This window comes from Moraxella cuniculi DSM 21768 (assembly GCF_900156515.1).
Taxonomy (GTDB): Bacteria; Pseudomonadota; Gammaproteobacteria; order Pseudomonadales; family Moraxellaceae; genus Moraxella; species Moraxella cuniculi.
This window is the reverse complement of the sequence record NZ_FTNU01000024.1, coordinates 1-15,679: the sequence shown is the minus strand read 5'-3', so window position 1 is coordinate 15,679 and position 15,679 is coordinate 1. Positions and strand designations below refer to the sequence as shown.

General features: G+C 47.1%; 26 protein-coding genes. 15 read left to right on the top strand and 11 right to left on the bottom strand.

From position 1 onward, the window contains the following. Positions 1 to 8: 8 nt before the first annotated feature. The 11 genes from BW928_RS10425 to BW928_RS10380 form a co-directional block, all read right to left on the bottom strand. On the bottom strand, positions 9 to 527 hold the full coding sequence (locus tag BW928_RS10425; RefSeq protein ID WP_076556165.1) for an HK97 family phage prohead protease: 519 nt from the start codon (positions 525 to 527) through the stop codon (positions 9 to 11). 1 nt (position 528) lies between these two features. Continuing rightward, the gene (locus tag BW928_RS10420; RefSeq protein ID WP_076556164.1) at positions 529 to 1,740 is read right to left on the bottom strand and encodes a phage portal protein; all 1,212 of its coding nucleotides are present in this window, start codon (positions 1,738 to 1,740) and stop codon (positions 529 to 531) included. A 98-nt stretch (positions 1,741 to 1,838) separates the two neighbouring features. Further along, entirely contained in the window at positions 1,839 to 3,566 is a 1,728-nt protein-coding gene (locus BW928_RS10415) for a terminase large subunit (RefSeq protein ID WP_076556163.1), read from the bottom strand. Positions 3,567 to 3,568: 2 nt separating this feature from the next. Next, positions 3,569 to 4,102, bottom strand: a complete 534-nt coding sequence (locus tag BW928_RS10410) for a DUF3310 domain-containing protein (RefSeq protein WP_076556162.1) — start codon at positions 4,100 to 4,102, stop codon at positions 3,569 to 3,571. Continuing rightward, positions 4,099 to 4,284 carry a hypothetical protein gene (locus tag BW928_RS10405; RefSeq protein WP_076556161.1) on the bottom strand — a complete coding sequence of 62 codons (186 nt, stop codon included), beginning with the start codon at positions 4,282 to 4,284 and terminating at the stop codon, positions 4,099 to 4,101. The genes BW928_RS10410 and BW928_RS10405 overlap by 4 nt, the downstream gene beginning before the upstream one ends. Further along, on the bottom strand, positions 4,281 to 4,748 hold the full coding sequence (locus BW928_RS10400; protein ID WP_076556160.1) for a hypothetical protein: 468 nt from the start codon (positions 4,746 to 4,748) through the stop codon (positions 4,281 to 4,283). The genes BW928_RS10405 and BW928_RS10400 overlap by 4 nt, the downstream gene beginning before the upstream one ends. 97 nt (positions 4,749 to 4,845) lie before the next feature. After that, a complete protein-coding gene (locus tag BW928_RS10395; protein ID WP_076556159.1) occupies positions 4,846 to 5,154 on the bottom strand; it encodes an HNH endonuclease in 309 nt (102 codons plus the stop codon). A gap of 126 nt (positions 5,155 to 5,280) precedes the next feature. After that, positions 5,281 to 5,472, bottom strand: a complete 192-nt coding sequence (locus tag BW928_RS11345; RefSeq protein ID WP_143821523.1) for a hypothetical protein — start codon at positions 5,470 to 5,472, stop codon at positions 5,281 to 5,283. A 16-nt stretch (positions 5,473 to 5,488) separates the two neighbouring features. Next, a complete protein-coding gene (locus BW928_RS11340) occupies positions 5,489 to 5,701 on the bottom strand; it encodes a hypothetical protein (RefSeq protein ID WP_078310318.1) in 213 nt (70 codons plus the stop codon). 362 nt (positions 5,702 to 6,063) lie between these two features. Beyond that, entirely contained in the window at positions 6,064 to 8,715 is a 2,652-nt protein-coding gene (locus BW928_RS10385; RefSeq protein WP_076556158.1) for a DUF5906 domain-containing protein, read from the bottom strand. Between the two features lie 104 nt (positions 8,716 to 8,819). Then, positions 8,820 to 9,044: a transcriptional regulator gene (locus tag BW928_RS10380; RefSeq protein ID WP_076556157.1), complete on the bottom strand. Its 225-nt coding sequence runs from the start codon at positions 9,042 to 9,044 to the stop codon at positions 8,820 to 8,822. Between the two features lie 114 nt (positions 9,045 to 9,158). On the opposite strand from BW928_RS10380, the gene BW928_RS10375 reads away from it, so the two are divergent. The 15 genes from BW928_RS10375 to BW928_RS11335 all read left to right on the top strand — a co-directional run bounded on the left by BW928_RS10375 (position 9,159) and on the right by BW928_RS11335 (position 15,572). Then, entirely contained in the window at positions 9,159 to 9,896 is a 738-nt protein-coding gene (locus BW928_RS10375; protein ID WP_078310315.1) for a LexA family transcriptional regulator, read from the top strand. A gap of 3 nt (positions 9,897 to 9,899) precedes the next feature. Next, positions 9,900 to 10,325 (top strand): hypothetical protein, encoded by a 426-nt coding sequence (locus BW928_RS10370; RefSeq protein ID WP_076556156.1) that lies wholly within the window; start codon positions 9,900 to 9,902, stop codon positions 10,323 to 10,325. 178 nt (positions 10,326 to 10,503) lie between these two features. Next, positions 10,504 to 10,830 carry a hypothetical protein gene (locus BW928_RS10365; RefSeq protein WP_076556155.1) on the top strand — a complete coding sequence of 109 codons (327 nt, stop codon included), beginning with the start codon at positions 10,504 to 10,506 and terminating at the stop codon, positions 10,828 to 10,830. Positions 10,831 to 10,839: 9 nt separating this feature from the next. Continuing rightward, the gene (locus tag BW928_RS10360; RefSeq protein ID WP_076556154.1) at positions 10,840 to 11,088 is read left to right on the top strand and encodes a hypothetical protein; all 249 of its coding nucleotides are present in this window, start codon (positions 10,840 to 10,842) and stop codon (positions 11,086 to 11,088) included. A gap of 1 nt (position 11,089) precedes the next feature. Beyond that, positions 11,090 to 11,470 carry a hypothetical protein gene (locus BW928_RS10355; protein ID WP_076556153.1) on the top strand — a complete coding sequence of 127 codons (381 nt, stop codon included), beginning with the start codon at positions 11,090 to 11,092 and terminating at the stop codon, positions 11,468 to 11,470. A gap of 295 nt (positions 11,471 to 11,765) precedes the next feature. Beyond that, positions 11,766 to 12,329, top strand: a complete 564-nt coding sequence (locus tag BW928_RS10345; RefSeq protein WP_076556151.1) for a hypothetical protein — start codon at positions 11,766 to 11,768, stop codon at positions 12,327 to 12,329. Next, complete coding sequence (locus BW928_RS10340) at positions 12,326 to 12,595, top strand: hypothetical protein (RefSeq protein ID WP_076556150.1); 270 nt, start codon at positions 12,326 to 12,328, stop codon at positions 12,593 to 12,595. The genes BW928_RS10345 and BW928_RS10340 overlap by 4 nt, the downstream gene beginning before the upstream one ends. A 3-nt stretch (positions 12,596 to 12,598) precedes the next feature. After that, positions 12,599 to 13,000: a hypothetical protein gene (locus tag BW928_RS10335; protein ID WP_076556149.1), complete on the top strand. Its 402-nt coding sequence runs from the start codon at positions 12,599 to 12,601 to the stop codon at positions 12,998 to 13,000. Continuing rightward, on the top strand, positions 12,987 to 13,292 hold the full coding sequence (locus BW928_RS10330; protein ID WP_076556148.1) for a hypothetical protein: 306 nt from the start codon (positions 12,987 to 12,989) through the stop codon (positions 13,290 to 13,292). Before BW928_RS10335 ends, BW928_RS10330 begins: the two co-directional genes overlap by 14 nt. Positions 13,293 to 13,384: 92 nt before the next feature. Beyond that, positions 13,385 to 13,741: a hypothetical protein gene (locus tag BW928_RS10325; protein ID WP_143821521.1), complete on the top strand. Its 357-nt coding sequence runs from the start codon at positions 13,385 to 13,387 to the stop codon at positions 13,739 to 13,741. Between the two features lie 2 nt (positions 13,742 to 13,743). Then, entirely contained in the window at positions 13,744 to 13,938 is a 195-nt protein-coding gene (locus BW928_RS11490; RefSeq protein WP_143821520.1) for a hypothetical protein, read from the top strand. Continuing rightward, entirely contained in the window at positions 13,935 to 14,123 is a 189-nt protein-coding gene (locus tag BW928_RS10320) for a hypothetical protein (RefSeq protein WP_076556146.1), read from the top strand. The genes BW928_RS11490 and BW928_RS10320 overlap by 4 nt, the downstream gene beginning before the upstream one ends. A 10-nt stretch (positions 14,124 to 14,133) precedes the next feature. Then, positions 14,134 to 14,598 carry a hypothetical protein gene (locus tag BW928_RS10315; protein ID WP_143821519.1) on the top strand — a complete coding sequence of 155 codons (465 nt, stop codon included), beginning with the start codon at positions 14,134 to 14,136 and terminating at the stop codon, positions 14,596 to 14,598. Then, positions 14,595 to 14,816, top strand: coding sequence for a hypothetical protein (locus tag BW928_RS10310; protein ID WP_076556144.1), 222 nt, complete (start codon positions 14,595 to 14,597; stop codon positions 14,814 to 14,816). The genes BW928_RS10315 and BW928_RS10310 overlap by 4 nt, the downstream gene beginning before the upstream one ends. Before the next feature lie 3 nt (positions 14,817 to 14,819). Continuing rightward, on the top strand, positions 14,820 to 15,572 hold the full coding sequence (locus tag BW928_RS11335; protein WP_078310314.1) for an exonuclease domain-containing protein: 753 nt from the start codon (positions 14,820 to 14,822) through the stop codon (positions 15,570 to 15,572). The last annotated feature ends 107 nt before the right edge of the window (positions 15,573 to 15,679 follow it).

Below are 15,679 nucleotides of genomic sequence, written 5' to 3'. Positions count from 1 at the left end.
GTGGTTTATTAAAAAGATTGATTAAGTTTTTGTAAAATGGCTAGGGCGTGCTTAGCGTCGTTGTGCGCCTTGACACTACTGATTGTTGATGGTTCATTGGCTGGGACGGTGACGATAGACACTTCTCGTAGCTTAAGCTCAAGTAGGTCTGTTGTGCCGTCATCGTTGTAGGCGTATTTGCTGACGCGATAGCCAATGGATAGGCCGTCAATGACGCCTGCCTTGATGAGTGCGTAGGCTTCACGAGCCTTTGGCACATCATCAATCAGTAGCTTGGCTTCGCCGTATAGCCCTTTGTCATCTTCAACAAGCTTTGTCCAAATGCCGATTGGTTGTGCGTGGTCGTGTTGCCATAGCACTGGTGGCATCTTGCCCTTAGCTTGCCAATCAGCCAAGCTTGTGGCAAATGCGCCCTTTCGCACAATTTCGTCATAGCTATCGACGACATCAAACACATTGCAATACCCTGCAAATGTGCCATCATCGCCCACGCTTTTGATATCAAGCGGTAGTGATTTGGTCTGCATACTAGGTTTCCGTAGGTTCTTGACCAAGCTTGGCAAGGTCGGTTAGGTTAAGCTGTACAGTCAGTTGGTCAGCACCTTCAACGGGTGGCAAGTCTTCCAGCGAGCGAATCTCATTGCGAGTCATCCAGCCGTTTTGTAGTGCTGATGTGTAGAAATTGGCACGCCCCTGGCTGTCAGCTCGTAGTAGTCCTTCGACGCTAAATTTGGGCGTGTACTTGCTACGCTCTGCAGGCGTTAGTAGCTTTCGAACAATGGCTTGTTCGATACGCACCAATGTCGGTCGCAGGCTGTACATCAAAAACGCCAAGTTCATCTGCTCGGCACTACTTGCCCAGCTAGACGCCTTGTCAGTGTGATGGATAAGCTGTGGCGGTACGCCAAAGGTTCGGCATATTTCCTCGATGCCGAAGCATCGCGATTCGAGTAACTGTGCATCAGCAGGATTAATCTTGATACTGGCTGCACTAGCTACATCCATGCCGGCTTCTAGTAGCATCCACTTGCCTGAGTTCTCAGGTTTTCGAAAATCACTCAGTGCGCGCTGAAAATCGGTGCGTTGCTGTGGCGTTAGCACCTGTTCACCAGTTTTGAGAAAACCGCCAACTTTTAGGCTGTTGCGAAATTCTTCGTTGGCTGCATCGTTGGCGTCGATTTGCGCACCCATCACTCCCGCTTGGTGTCTGAGTGGTGATAAGCCAATCAGTCCATCGAGCGTAAAGCCTTTGATATGCAAAATCTCTGTATCAGTGTAGCTTTGGCGTGTCTTATCATCTTGATAAGTAATCACGCCCGACTTGGAGCGGTGCACGCTGATACGCTCTGGATTGAGCACATTGAGCGATACCACTGTATCGCCAAGCCGTGTGATGTGGGCGTAGGCATTGCCCCACAAATCAAGACTTGCCACCATCGCCTCCCAAAATTCCGACGCTGTCATGTCGGCATTGGGTGCGTCATGCAGCAAGCGATACAGCGGGTGCGTGCTTGCCGTGCGCTTGGTATTGTCTCGTAAGTGTAGTGGCAGACTGGCAATAGTCTGACTGCGTAGGCGTACACACGCCCACACGGCTGATAGCTTAAGCGCTGTATCGCCATTGACCGTGCCACCGCCTGCGGTGGTGGTCGCTATGGCTGGTGGTGCAATCTCGCCCATCTCTAAGCGTGGATTGCCTGCAAGCCACCCTACAAAACGAGTCCAAAAGTTGGTTGTCATAATTAGCACCAAATAAAAACCCCGCATCGCCAAGGGGATGAGACGATACAGGGAAAAGTGATGGCCCTTGCGTGCACTAGGCAGGGGCAAGGGGTGTATTATCCAATAACGACATTGGACACATAGCTGTCAATGTCTAGATTTTTGACCGTGGGATTTTCGCTCATTAGTGCGACGGCGTTGAGCATCGCGATGACAGGGTCAATCTTACCTGAGCCACTCTCTGCCTTGGATAGCATCGTGCCTGAGCCTTTGACCAGCACTCGTGCGTTGCCTACACACCAAGCCATAATTGGCTGATTGGCGTGGTGCATATCACCACTGGCAATTTTGCGTTCGCAGGTTTTTTGATAGCCTGAGATTTTAAAGCCTTGACTGATGCCAATAATCTTATCTTGAGGTATGCCGACGGCCAGCAAGTCATCGACGATGCCACCAACACCCAAAGGGTCAAGCCCAATGCGGTCAAGCTTGCCGCTGTCATAGATGCGACGGGCAATGCTAGCAAATTCGGCGGTATCATCACCGACTTTATCGACAATCACCAAATCGCCATCGCTCTCAAAATCTCGGTAGCGTGGTTCGTCCTGCTTTCGTCGCTCAAGGGCGATTGGATGACACCATGCCCTACCCCACACAAGCCACTCTTTGACTTCGTGGCGTACGCCCGTTTCGTCGTCAATGACGGCTTTGATGTCGGGCAAGCGACCAAGCACCGCACAACCGAGCAAGTCGTCCAAACCACCGCCGTCACCGCCCATGGTGATGACTTCGCAGCGCTCAATGAGCTCATCCAGCGTAAACGCCCTGCCTGCTGTCGCCCAAAACTCAGCAGCTGCCCAGCGGTTGGCACGCAGACTGATACCGATTTCGACGTTTAGATGCTTGGCCATAAAGTCCTGCAATACCGACTTTTCGGGTGCAACTTTGGCTTTGCGGTAGTCAGATAGCAGATAGCTTTCATCGACCGATGCACCAAGATTTGGGTTGGTGATGTACCACCATTTGGGGTTGAGATGTTTTTGTTTGTCGAGCATCAAGCGCGGAAACTCGTACAATGCCCCCAAAAATTCAGGGTCGTGTACTTCACCATCGCGCACCATGCGCGCATAGTCGAGCTTTTCTTTCATCACCCCAGCTGGCGACTCATTGCTCATTGTCGTCAGATAAATCACAAAGCCCTCGGGGCGTGATGCCAAGCCGCCTTTGGCTTCTCGTAGCATTGAATCGGCACCTTGGCGTTTGCCAAATACCCAAAGCTCATCGATCAGCACATAAGTGGCCTTAAGACCTGCCACCGAGTCATTTTCAGCAGCGATGACCTTAAGCGTGGCATTGGTGCCAAGGTGCGTGATGGTCTTTGTGTGCTCTGAAATGTTAAACATCGCTGAGAGCTCGGCATCGGCACGAATCATGTCGCGCATCGGCAAAAAGCTGTTGTTCGCGACTTCTTTGGTGGGTGCAATGATGGCAAGCTCACACGATTGGCGCACATTGAGTATCAGAGCCGTCATCATGATGCCTGCCGCCAACGTCGATTTTGAGTTTTTCTTGCTGATTAACAAGAAAAACTCTTTGATCAAGCGTTTTTTGGCGATGGGGTCGTACGCCCCAAAGATGGCCATCACAAAATCATACACCCATTGGCGTGTCACATCGCCAATCTTGGGACTGCCAATGACATCGACAAGCTTAAGCTCTTTAAATACCTTGAGTGCAATTTGTGCAGGTGTGTCAAACAAGGGTTTGCCTGGCACCATCGACTCACCACGGACGATGCGCCCTTGCCAATCTGGTAAGGCTGTTGTCCAAGTAGGTTGTGTCATGGTTAGATATCTTGTGGCGTTGTTGAGTCAATGTGTTGGCTGTGGCCATTATCATAAACAGGCGCATCAGAGCCCATAAGGCCCATGCGATAACCGAAGATTTTGCGGTTGAGTTCGCCCGTGATGATTTGCTTAATTAATTTTTTATCTTCTGACCAAGCCTCGAGCTTGTCGATTTTTTCGTCTAATTGCTTAATGAATGTGGTGGCAGATTTGCCACCAGCGTCAGCATCCCAGTGTCTAAAAAATGCCAATAATTCGACATTATTGACATCTTGATGGCTTGCTACATAATTAATGCGTGATTTGACCACGTTTGGCATCGCTTCGCCATTGAAAAAGGCTCGATTTGCGTAAAATCGAGCCTTTTTTAAGTCTTGCTTGGTGTCGCCTTTTAGTCCTGCACGGTGCAGGTATTTGTAGCAGTTACCCAGACAAAACGGCAGTAATTCAGCGATTTCGATACACTCAACCCCAGATGGGCATGATGTGTAGTGCTTTGGGTGGTTCACGGCGTCATGGTTGCTGTCTGTCATGTTTTCTTATCCAATGTATTGCGCCTTTCAAGCGGTATATAACGAAACTCGCTAATGAAATCATCATAATCGACGACTCTTTGGCGCTCTTCGCCATCCACCTGTATGCGTATCTTGTTTTGGGCGTTGGCTTGAGATACCACCACTTCGGCGATTTCGCCTTTCTCGTTCGTGTATCTCAATTCATCACCCCAAAAAAGTCGGCCTGATAGTCCATCGTCGCAAACTTGCCCGTCGTTGTGGCGGTCTTTGCGACATCTTTGGCATCCTCTTTTTTGCCTTTGGGTGCGATTTTCGCCTCTTCGTACGGTAGCAGTGCCATCGCTGCTTGTAATCGCAGTTTAGGCTCTTGCCCAACGTCGTTGAGTGTCTGTAGCAGATACTCTTTGGCGCTGAGCTGTTTTTGCACCGCTGGTTTGGTATCGTCAGGCTCTATGATTGGTTTCGCCAAGTGCGGGTTCTCATCAAAGTACTGCTTAAGCTCTTTGATGCGGTTTTGGATTGGTGCACGCTTTTGTAAATTGTCGTGCTGGCGTCGCACACTGTCTGGCTTATCCGTTTTGTAGCCCGCTTCGCTCAGGGCTTGTGCTGGCGTCATGCCAAGCGCAATACATCGGCAATAGATTTCTGTATCTTTCTTTGCCATTGTTTAGCATTCCTACATTGTTTCAATGCTTTGGAAATTCGGAAAAATATTCCTGAAACGGAAATTTTTTTATGCGTGGGGTGGGGCGTGGTGTCCGCTAGACAAGACTCGTGAACTTTTCCACCGCCCCCGCCTGTGATTCTGCATGCGTTTTTGTTTGATGACACGACTTGCAAAGCGTTTGTAAGTTTGACTCATCATCTGTGCCACCTTGTGCCCTGTTGATAATGTGGTCAATCTCAAGCTGACCACCAACTCGGCCGCACGATTGGCAAGTGTACAGGTCTCGTGCAAGTATCTTGTCACGCAATCTGCGCCAAGGACGACCGCCACGACCTTTGCCCCAATTGCGTTGAGCTTTGGGTTGGTGGCTGGCTAAGCGTGGTTTGAGTGTCGTAAGTCCCATATCCAGTCCAATAAAAAGCCCCTGCAGTACACTGCAAGGGCTTGGTGATATTATGATATGATTTCCGTATCAGTTATACCGAACGGCTATCATAGCAAAAATGATAGCAAAACTGGTCTAATCTTGTCAAGTGCTTAGTTTGAAATTTTTGCCGAGCTGTCGTTGGATGCGCTCAGCGACAATGATGGCAGTACCTGTGATGTCATCAATGATACCGGCACAAGCCAGGCTCATGCCGTACTTACGGAATGTCTGACGGCTAATGCCAGATGTGATGGCACGCTCACGCTCACTGAATGCTGGTAGCTTACCTGCCACCAAAGGATAGGTCAGCTCAAGTAGTGCTGTGGTGATACTTGGCAGGGATGTGCGACAGATAATACTTAGTCAGTCTGTCTTTGATCAGCGTTATCAATCGCTTGTGTGCCACATCATCTTGATAATAGTAATAACGATAACAGGCGTCGGCGAAGTCGTCCACCTTGGCATAACTTTCGGCGGCTGCAATCAGATGGGCGCGGGGTGGGCGTGGTGTGGCGTATCTCATGGCTATCCTTGTAATGGTGTGTGATGGGTATTATCTGATGCTGTGATGAGTATTGGCAACCCATCACACAACCTGTCACATTTTTGATATTTTAAGTATTTGATATTATTATGATTAAATTTAACTGTGATGAGTGTGATGGGTGTGACGGGTTTATTTGACTTAATATAAATAAAAAAAATTGAAACTGAAAAAATCCCCTTATTAATAGGGGAAAATTCTTGACAGAACACTGAACAAAAAATAGAAAATTATCAGATAAAACAAAAACTTAAAGGGTGTGACAGGTCGGTTATGAACTCATAACAAACCCATCACACCCATCACAGTGGTGAATTTTGTGGATAAATATTACTTTGGCTTTAGGATTGATTATTGCCTAAGTTGTCGTGTATTCGTCGCTTAAAGCTAGTAATCGCCATACCGTACCAACTTTGGTCGGGCTTTTCGGGCGTGTCATCATGACGAATGGTGATGATGTGCCCTTGCTTGCTTTTGGTGTGGATTTTCCCATTTTCCCAATACTCGATTTGGTAGCGCAATTTACGCTTGTCTTCACGCTTGCCGATGTAAGTAAGAAACAATGTCGCAGATGCGTGGGCTTCACCTTGACGCTTGCATCGCCAAAAATAGTAATCGTATAGATCTTGCGATAAGCAAGTGGCATAAGGGGCGTCTAGTGTACCATCTTTCCACTCTTCATAAAAGCGCTCCCAGCTACGCATTGATAAATTTTGTAGATGAGTTTTGGCGCTGGTCTGTATGGCTTTGGTGTGTGGGTTCTGATTGCCCACATTTTTGACCATCAGATAGCTGTAGAACGCACGAAGCATCATATCATCAGCATCCATCAAGGCATCTGATAGCACCTTGTTTAGGTCGGTTGGCATGGCTTGTTTGGGATATAGCACCACATGACGGCGGTCATTTTGCTCAAGGCTAAGCGGCTGTAGGTCGTTGGACAAAAACACGACATTGACATAGTTGTCCTGCATCCAGCCATTTAGGAATTTTTTGGAAATCCAAATGGTGTCGCCGGTGATTAATTGCTTAATCATACCCATATGCGCATAGCGGTCTTTGCCTTCAAAAATCTCTTCGAATACCGTCCAAAGCTTGCCTTCAACCCAGTCATTATACTGACTGACAAGCTGACCTTGTCCCAATGTCAAAGCATAATTGCCATAGATACGGCGCATGATACGGTCGAAGAAAAAAGATTTACCAGCACCTTGAATGTGGCCATGAAAAATCAAGGCGGTATCCATCTTGGTACCCATGTTTTGCAGGGGGATAGCAAGCCAATTGAGCACCCAATTGACCACTTCATCGGTGCCGTCATCGCCACATAGATGACGCAACAGGCTGATAAACGGTGATGCCAAGCCGTACAAAAACGCCTCAATTTGAGCATTGCTTGCATCTTGCACGCCCATCATCTCGGCTAACTCATCACGGCTAAACGGCGTCAATGGCAGGCGGTCAAAGGTGTTGATATAGTTATCATCTGGATTGGCAGGGCGCTTGGTGCACGACGGGTCAAACCAGATGTTGGCTTGTTTGACTTTTTGGCGACGATCGGAGCGTAGCCAGATGTCGTACTCAAGCGGATATTCTAGGCGCAGGGTATCAGCTGGCTGACGGATTTTGTCTTCGCGGTTGTAGATTTCCTTTGTGCCTGCAATCAGCCAATATTTCTCAAAAATATCTGCGTACATCTCAGCGGTGAGCTTGGATGTATTGGCTTGGACTTGTTGACGGGTGATGGTCTTTTTGTCGGGGTGATAGTGCCACTGATTGGCCAGCTGCTTATCACCGACGGCTTCGTCGAACTGCGTTTTGGTGAGTTCTTTTTGCTCGGCAAGGTTATAAATCTTGTTGCTACGCTTGCCGATGTCGTCGATGACGGCATAGGTATCTAGTAGCTTATCAAGCGTGGCAGACCCCGTGTTTTGGCTATGGTCGGGCATTGGGCGATTTAGGGCGTGGGAAATTTGCGCTCGAACGCTGTCAATGCCAAATGCCGTGTGCAAATCATTATAATCAGTGAGCTCACCTGTCGCGGTGCGATGATCGCCGCCAAAGTCAGGGCTGATATATTCGGCTGATGCGGTGGCTGATGCCTGCTGAGCTGCGTCGATGCCTGCATTTTTGCCCGTCTTTTGGGCGGCGGCAAAGTCATCATCAGCGCAAAAAATGATACGATGTGATGGATACAATGCACGGACAATGGACGCACATTTGACCATATTGTGTGCATTAAAAGTGACAATCACAGGGTAGGCTTGCCCCATTGCCTCATAGATAGATGCACCAGTAGCGTAGCCTTCGACAACAAAAATCACACCAGTGCCAATCGGTACCGTGCCGATGGTATAAAAGCAACTGCTGACAAGACCGTCTTTGATAAATCGCTTATCGCCGTCGGCTGAAATGGTCTGTAAGTTGCACAGGGTGATATTGCCCGTCGTGGTGTTGTGATAATACAGCGGTATCAGCAGATGATTGTTGCTATCGACACGCAGACCGTGTGCGCTGATGCCTTTTTTGGTGAGATAAGGGTGCTCACTTGCCATGACTGCCTTGGCAAATCGCTCTTGGGCAATGGGTGCAACGGCACGACGAGCGTCAATGCGTGCTTGCTTGGCTGATGCTTGACGCTCGGTACGAGCCTGTTGCCATTTGGCACGGTCGTGCTCGCTAATCTCTTTGCCACCGTCGATACCTAAGATGTTGGCAATGAGTGCGTGTGCTTCGTAGGCGTCGGATTTGGTGTAGTCACGCACAAGCGTATAGCCGTTGCCAGCGCCACACTGCCCACAGATGTATGAGCCCGTGCCATCTTGGTCATCGCAGCGGAAGCGGTCTTTGCCACCGCATAGCGGACAGGCTTGGTGCTGATTTGGCGCTTTGGTAAAAGCGATACCCACCGCAGGAAAAATGCGGTCGATATAATGTCCTTCGGCTTGTGCTCGGATGTACTCAAAATCAAGCGGTTTGCGTTTGTCTGTCATATCATACCCCTTGATTTATAATTATATTTAGCATAAAATAAAACTCGCTTGTACTAAAGCAAACTTCTAGCCCATTGGTCGCACCCAATGGGCTTTTTGCATGATTATTGTGCTTGGCAAGAACGCACATACTGCCAATTGATATCAGGTCGCAATTGTTCTGCAGTGATTTTCCCGCCGGTTGCTTTTTCAATAGCTAAACATCTTTTTTTGGGCGGATTATTAATATCCCACTTACTCACAGCCCACGGCGTTACGCCAATGGCACGAGCAAGGGCGGATCGATTGCCGACAATGGCAAAGGCTTGCTCTAGGGGTGTTTTGGTCATGTGAATACCTTTTTAGACTACTTAAAGTAGCAAAATTATACTACTAATAATAGTAATGACGCAAGCGTTTGTTTGCGGTAAAATAGAAATATATTCTACTAAAGGTAGTAAATCATGACCACAAAACCAGTAACCCACCCAGAATTTGGCGCCCGCTTAACTCAGTTAATGACCAACAAAAAGCTAGAAATTAGCGATATGGCTGATTGCACCGGCATTACCTATGAGATGATTCGTCGTTATCGTGAAGGTATCGCCAAGCCACGAGATAAGGGTATGCAAAAGCTGGCTGATTGCTTAGGCGTCAGCGTGTCTTATTTGTCCTTTGGTGAAAGTGTCAATGACGCATCCAATGCCGAATTATCAAACAAAGCTATCGCTGTTTGGCAAGAAGGTGATGCTATCCCTGATGGCATGATTGCGATTGGCTACTTGCATGATGTGTGCGGCAGCCTTGGCAACGGCTATCTAAACGAAGAGCCGACGGACGAGTTACAATTATGGTTCCGTGAAGAAACGCTCAGAGAGTGTAATGTCAATCCTATGCACGCCAAAGCATTCGTCGCTCGTGGCGATAGCATGGCACCTGATATCACGGACGGTCAGACAATTGCCGTTGATACATCGGCAACACGCATCTTTGACGGCGAAATCTACGCATTTCGTAAAAGTGGCGAGCTCAAAGTTAAATACCTATTTAAGCATGGCGATGGATTTAAAGCGGTGTCACGCAACGATGACAAGGTGCGTTACCCCGATGAAATCTATACCGCTCGAGATATCGAAGCTGATAACATTGAAATCATTGGTCAGTTTTGGTGGAAGTCTGAGACTAAGCGAGTAAGGAGATAACAGATGGCACATATTGCAAACAGGGGGTATCCACAAGAAGTCTTTGGCGAATCATACTATACCAGAACGCTCAAGCGATGCTACAACGACCCAACTGCTGAACGCATTGACGCTAGAAGTGTTGCCGTGCCAGTATTATTGAAGTGTAAGGGTGATAAGGTGCAGGTTGTCAGCACCTATGGTCAAATTGGCGAATTGCCAAACGAAGACGCTCAATATTATCGTGAGCTTTATGGTAGTGCCGAGCATACGACCATGTGTAGGGTTTACACCCGCTCAGGGGAAATTTTTGGTGCATATCTTAGCTTAACCATCACAGAACATACGGCAAATAAGCTACTTGCCAAAAACTTACCCAATCACGAAGCTTTTGCCCAAAAGCCTAAATCTGAGAAAAAGGGATTTTTTGCCCGTCTATTTGGTGTATAAGTCAGCATAAAATAGGTCGATTTATACAGCCAACCAACACAACCGCCTTAATTGGCGGTTTTTTATTGCCTAAAATCAATGACTTATAAAAATTCTCTATTTTAAGTAGTAATTTCCCCTTGCATACTACTACTTAAAGTAGTATTATTTTACTACTTTAAGTTGTTGAGCACCGATAATGACCGTTAGCGAAAATCAGCCCATCCCAAAATCTGCCACCGTTGCACGCATCTTGCGTGACTTGCGCCAAATGCGACTCAGCACAGAGCACGGCAGACGCGTCAAAAGCAACACCATCGCCCATCTGCTGGCGTACGAAACCAGCATCCGATCGGGCCATGCGATTGATGTGGGGGCACTGGGTGCGACAGTCATCGGTATCACCTGGCTATGTAATCACATCATGCAGATTGATGATAAGCGTGTATTGCCAAGTCAGCGCCTAGCTTTGGCGGATGCACTGGCTTATTGTCAAGCAAGATATGACATCGAAAAAACCATCTAAGGGGACATCATGAAACACTCACTATACAGACCAGCACCAATCAGAGCCGTCTATAGCAAGCGAGAAACTGAGCATCCAATGCCAACCCCTGCTGCATTTGCCATCGAGATGATTTTAAAACTGTTGGCAGCCATCGCATTAAGTGCGCTATTTGCTTATATGGGCAGTATCGCATTGGAGCGCCAAGCCGAAGCTGATTATCAAGAATGTTTAGCTTGGAAGCATGACGGTCATCCAGTTAACTGCACAAGGAATTGATATGAACACAGAAAAAATCACAGCCACCACACTGATCATTGACGCCCTGCTGGCACGCATGAGCCGATTAGAGCGCTATAGCGACGAAGATGATGCGATTTGTAACGCTGATCTTGATAAGCTCGATGTAGTGTTTGATGATAATTCGGGCAAGTTTGGATTGGTGGTTGATGTATCAAGATATGGTTATAAAGATGGTCGCCCCGACTTGTACCGAGTTGATTTTATGAATGGGGATTTTGTAGGGGGCAATTATATTTCGACGCTATTGCAAAATGACAAAAATCGCACGGTGCGCACCATCTATGAGACAGAAGCAAGGAAAGCACGCCAAACCCTGCTGCATGACTTAACTTATGTATTTGATGTGGGTGCGCCATGACTATCAGTGAGCTATGTCGTGAGCTATCACGCATCCAATTTAGCACCGCTCACGCCAAAGAGCGAGCGTCACGGGTCATCCAGCAGCTGCAGATTTATGATAGCAGTGTCCAAAGCGGTGGCGATATTAACTTTGTAGCGTTGCTGGATGCTATAGCTGGCATGGTATGGTTGCTTGAACATGTTAGGCGCATCAATGATAGGCAAGTATTGCCGGCACAACGACTACTATTAGCCGAAAGCCACGCCACCTGTGTCCAGCTACACCAAACACAATCGAGTATTTAGGGGTATATATGTTAATCAGACAAAACACACCGCCAAAATCACCCACTACACTGACAAATGAACAGGTCGAAGCGTGGATGCGTGCCAATCCTGACCGTGTGCAGAGATTGGATAATACCGCCTACGACCACAGCGTCGTCAAGCAAATCAAAGTCAAAGACACGGAGCGTAAACAGGTCAAGCCACTGGACAACAAAACCATCCAGCAGGCGCTGACCAAGGATCAGCGTAAGGCACAAAAAGTGGAGATCAGCTTTGGCAAAAAATCCAAACAGCCTGCCAAGCCGACTGTTGCCAAGCCAAAGAATACAGAGTGCAAAGTGCCGAAGAGGCCCAACCGCCTATCAGCACTGGCAAAACGACGGCTTGACTGGTTGAACTATCTGCAGTTTACGGGGTGGCCAATGACAAGCCGAGAAGTCCGAGCGATGTTTGGTATCACCAACCCGAGATTTACCGCTGATCGTATCAATCAAGATGGTGACTATATCAGCATCAGCAAAGAGATTTATAAAAATCGAAAAACTTTAGTATTTAGAGCGGTTAAAGATGAAGCTGGAGTTAAGTCATGAGTTGTGATTGTTTGAGCACCGTGCCAAAGAATATTATTGCCAACAGAAAAGCCCAAGGCATTGAGATTGTTGGCACGCCACACATTGAATTTAAAAACTATTTCAAGGGTGATTTTTATTATGACGCGGTGGCCATTGATGTCAGATATAGCGTGACATATCTTAAACGAAATGGCGAGCTTGGCACCAAGAAAGTCAAAAGACCGCTTATCCCCAGATATTGCCCATTTTGTGGCACAAAATACATCCCAGATGATCGAGGCTAGAAAATGACAATCCGTGAAATCTTAGAACAATACCCGCTTGGCTTGACCATCCAGCAACTGCACCTAAAAAGCGGTATCGCAGTCAAAGAGATTAAGCAATCATTAAAAAAATTACCCGTTGTCGTGGATGGTGAACACTATATCTTGTACGACAGCCCAGCAAGCAAGGAGCAAGTTATGGCACAAATCAGCACCGAAAAACCAGCCGATCCCGCACCAACAGCACCAATGGCGAAACGACGCCATAGACCATTTCGCATCAACCCAACGCTTGGCTATCAAGTCGTGGGCGATAAGATCAAGATATTTTTGGAGCGTCGAGCGTGTAGCCGCACACTAACACTGAGCAAAGACGACCTACGAGATTTGATTCAAGCGGTGGAGAAAACAGATGAACGGCTATAAAAAAGGTGAGATTTGGGTAAAGATGAAAACTGGCGAAGAAGTGATGCTTGTGCGCACTGTGGATAATTATGTTTATTGCCACGACAAAAAAGACAATCACATAAAGTTGATGACATCTGAACAATTTTTGGATGCCTACGTACCAAAATCCCTAGTCAAGACTGCCACAAAGCCAAGATTGTTAGCTTGGGATGCCGCCACCAGTGAGCTGCTGAAAACGGCGATTGTGATGCTGTGTATCTCGTTGCTCGTGATGGCAAATGTAGCTTTGTTTAGATTTTTGGCGGGTTAGGAGAACGAAGAATGACACCCAAACGCAAAAAACAGATAATCAAGCGACGCCAAGCTAAGTGTGCATCGCATCCAGCGCGGCTCGAGTATGAGATGCGGCTGAAAGAAGAATTGGGGCTTGAGTATATGGGCTATATGCGGGTGCCAATCATCTGCTACACATGGGAAGATTATAAACGGCGGATGAGTTATTTTGGGGATTGGAACCCCGACATGGAAAAACTACAGCGTCATCAGCTGCGTAAATATCACATTACCCTGCATCTACGCCCCAAGCGAATGGGCGGAGGCCTGAGCAGAAATGGCTTTGAGAATGCCAATATGACAAAGCAACTGACCTGCTATCCCCGTGAAGTCGGCAACGAAGTCAAAAAATTGGTGCAAATCCTATGCATCGAGCACGATGTCGAAGTCAATGAGCTAACCAGCTTTGCAGTAATACGGAGCTAATTATGCAATCACAAACGATAGATAACATCATCAGCCAACGGTTTGTCCATTGTGTCGTACAAGTGCATCTGATCCGCAAATTTTGGTTTGATGTGTTTTGGCTGCAACGCCACGCCAAATCAGCTAAAAGCGGTCTGTATGATTGTTTAAAGCAGTTCCTGAATGGTAAATACCGAATTATAGGATTGAAAAAATGAATGAATTATCTTCAAAAATTATGGAGCTTGGCAAGCCAAGATATCGCAAAGACAGTCGTGGCGCTTATTTTTATCGGGATTGCCTTGTGATAGGTTGGTCGCAAAAGCCCCAAAAGACAGTGTTAATCGCATCAACGCTCAAGGAAATCTTGGCGTACCGTGTTGGTGATGTGGTGTATGTGTAAGGAGGTTGATATGAGAGAGTTTAAGGCTGGGGATAAGGTCTATTTCCCGAAGAAATCTAACAAAGTTTTACTACTGGAAAAAAATGAAATTGTTTATAAGGTCTACCCATTTGAAGTGTGTGATACTGTTTTTACCGTTGACGGTAAATACAATACTCGAGATGCGTTACCGCTTATATTTCACGCTACAGAAGAAAACCACGAACTGCTTGAAAAATTATACGGTGTTGAATTTGAAGCACCGCCTGTTAAGCCGACAAGTATAGAGATTGTACAGGCACTGTTAGCTAGAGGAGATAAATACATACCGTGTTGGGTGAGTGGCTCACGAGAAAACCCAAACCGTCACGACTCATGGGTATACATCTACACAATATCCAAAAATCGTTTTATCGATGAAAGCGGTAGAACATGGCAATACGCAACACCATTTGACCACACTGCAGGCGAAGCAATCACGGAGCTGCCAGAATGACACCATCAATTAACACAGTAACAATGGAAGTCGAAGTACATAGCCGAGATGAAGCCTTAAAGACCGCCCAACAGGTCAATGAGAATTTTTTCAACGGTGCTAAAACCTACATCCATACCGAATGTTTGTCATGGAATGAATGGCTTGTGATTTTAGCTGACAACATAGATGATGCAATACAAGCCAAAGAAAAATATTTTGCAGATTATGAGGATTGAACAATGACACACCCAGTACATAGCCCACGACACTACACCAGCCATCCAAGCGGTATCGAGTGTATCGACATTACCCGCCATATGAATTTTAACCTAGGCAATGCGGTCAAATATCTATGGCGCAACGGTCTCAAAGACGGTCAGCCAGCTATCCAAGACCTGCAAAAAGCGATCTGGTATATCCAAGATGAGATTGACAGAATGGAGCGTGTCACCGTCCAACAGCGTATCAATGAGATTGTTTATGATATTGATAACTATCTGGCCGACGAAAGTAAGGCGGATAAAATGCTGTTTTTGGACACGGAGACGACGGGACTGGGTGACAAGGCGCAAGTCATACAATTAGCCATCATCGACGAAGACGGGGACACGATTGTCAACACCCTGCTGGACACTGATTCGCTAATTACCCCAGAAGCCTACCGAGTGCACCGCATCAGCAAAGAGCACATCAAGGGCTATCCACATTTTAGGCATATCGCCAGCATGGTTAATAATCTGCTAAATGGTCGTTATGTCGGGATGTATAATGCCGAGTTTGATATGCGTATGCTGCGCCAATCAGGCGGCATGGGCTTTAAAGGTGCAATACCTGTTTGCGTGATGCAAAAAGCCAAAGAGCATTTTGGCGAAGAAAAATGGTTAAGCCTAGCAGATGCGTGCAAACGACTAGATATTGAGCTTGATAACGCCCATGATGCCTTTGCCGATGCATGGGCAACGGCTGAAGTTTATGAAAGAATTGTGGGGTGATGATGGACGAACTAACCGCTGTATTGGCTGAAATGGGGCTTGTCCCCATTGACTGGGTAACTGCCAGCAAGTTTGCCGAGCTGACAGGCATCGATGAGCACAAACTC

Coding starts and splice junctions, on each gene's coding strand:
- BW928_RS10425 (WP_076556165.1), bottom strand. CDS start 527: ATGCAGACCAAATCACTACCGCTTGATATCAAAAGCGTGGGCGATGAT.
- BW928_RS10420 (WP_076556164.1), bottom strand. CDS start 1,740: ATGACAACCAACTTTTGGACTCGTTTTGTAGGGTGGCTTGCAGGCAAT.
- BW928_RS10415 (WP_076556163.1), bottom strand. CDS start 3,566: ATGACACAACCTACTTGGACAACAGCCTTACCAGATTGGCAAGGGCGC.
- BW928_RS10410 (WP_076556162.1), bottom strand. CDS start 4,102: ATGACAGACAGCAACCATGACGCCGTGAACCACCCAAAGCACTACACA.
- BW928_RS10400 (WP_076556160.1), bottom strand. CDS start 4,748: ATGGCAAAGAAAGATACAGAAATCTATTGCCGATGTATTGCGCTTGGC.
- BW928_RS10395 (WP_076556159.1), bottom strand. CDS start 5,154: ATGGGACTTACGACACTCAAACCACGCTTAGCCAGCCACCAACCCAAA.
- BW928_RS11340 (WP_078310318.1), bottom strand. CDS start 5,701: ATGAGATACGCCACACCACGCCCACCCCGCGCCCATCTGATTGCAGCC.
- BW928_RS10385 (WP_076556158.1), bottom strand. CDS start 8,715: ATGACAGACAAACGCAAACCGCTTGATTTTGAGTACATCCGAGCACAA.
- BW928_RS10380 (WP_076556157.1), bottom strand. CDS start 9,044: ATGACCAAAACACCCCTAGAGCAAGCCTTTGCCATTGTCGGCAATCGA.
- BW928_RS10375 (WP_078310315.1), top strand. CDS start 9,159: ATGACCACAAAACCAGTAACCCACCCAGAATTTGGCGCCCGCTTAACT.
- BW928_RS10370 (WP_076556156.1), top strand. CDS start 9,900: ATGGCACATATTGCAAACAGGGGGTATCCACAAGAAGTCTTTGGCGAA.
- BW928_RS10365 (WP_076556155.1), top strand. CDS start 10,504: ATGACCGTTAGCGAAAATCAGCCCATCCCAAAATCTGCCACCGTTGCA.
- BW928_RS10360 (WP_076556154.1), top strand. CDS start 10,840: ATGAAACACTCACTATACAGACCAGCACCAATCAGAGCCGTCTATAGC.
- BW928_RS10355 (WP_076556153.1), top strand. CDS start 11,090: ATGAACACAGAAAAAATCACAGCCACCACACTGATCATTGACGCCCTG.
- BW928_RS10345 (WP_076556151.1), top strand. CDS start 11,766: ATGTTAATCAGACAAAACACACCGCCAAAATCACCCACTACACTGACA.
- BW928_RS10340 (WP_076556150.1), top strand. CDS start 12,326: ATGAGTTGTGATTGTTTGAGCACCGTGCCAAAGAATATTATTGCCAAC.
- BW928_RS10335 (WP_076556149.1), top strand. CDS start 12,599: ATGACAATCCGTGAAATCTTAGAACAATACCCGCTTGGCTTGACCATC.
- BW928_RS10330 (WP_076556148.1), top strand. CDS start 12,987: ATGAACGGCTATAAAAAAGGTGAGATTTGGGTAAAGATGAAAACTGGC.
- BW928_RS10325 (WP_143821521.1), top strand. CDS start 13,385: ATGCGGCTGAAAGAAGAATTGGGGCTTGAGTATATGGGCTATATGCGG.
- BW928_RS11490 (WP_143821520.1), top strand. CDS start 13,744: ATGCAATCACAAACGATAGATAACATCATCAGCCAACGGTTTGTCCAT.
- BW928_RS10320 (WP_076556146.1), top strand. CDS start 13,935: ATGAATGAATTATCTTCAAAAATTATGGAGCTTGGCAAGCCAAGATAT.
- BW928_RS10315 (WP_143821519.1), top strand. CDS start 14,134: ATGAGAGAGTTTAAGGCTGGGGATAAGGTCTATTTCCCGAAGAAATCT.
- BW928_RS10310 (WP_076556144.1), top strand. CDS start 14,595: ATGACACCATCAATTAACACAGTAACAATGGAAGTCGAAGTACATAGC.
- BW928_RS11335 (WP_078310314.1), top strand. CDS start 14,820: ATGACACACCCAGTACATAGCCCACGACACTACACCAGCCATCCAAGC.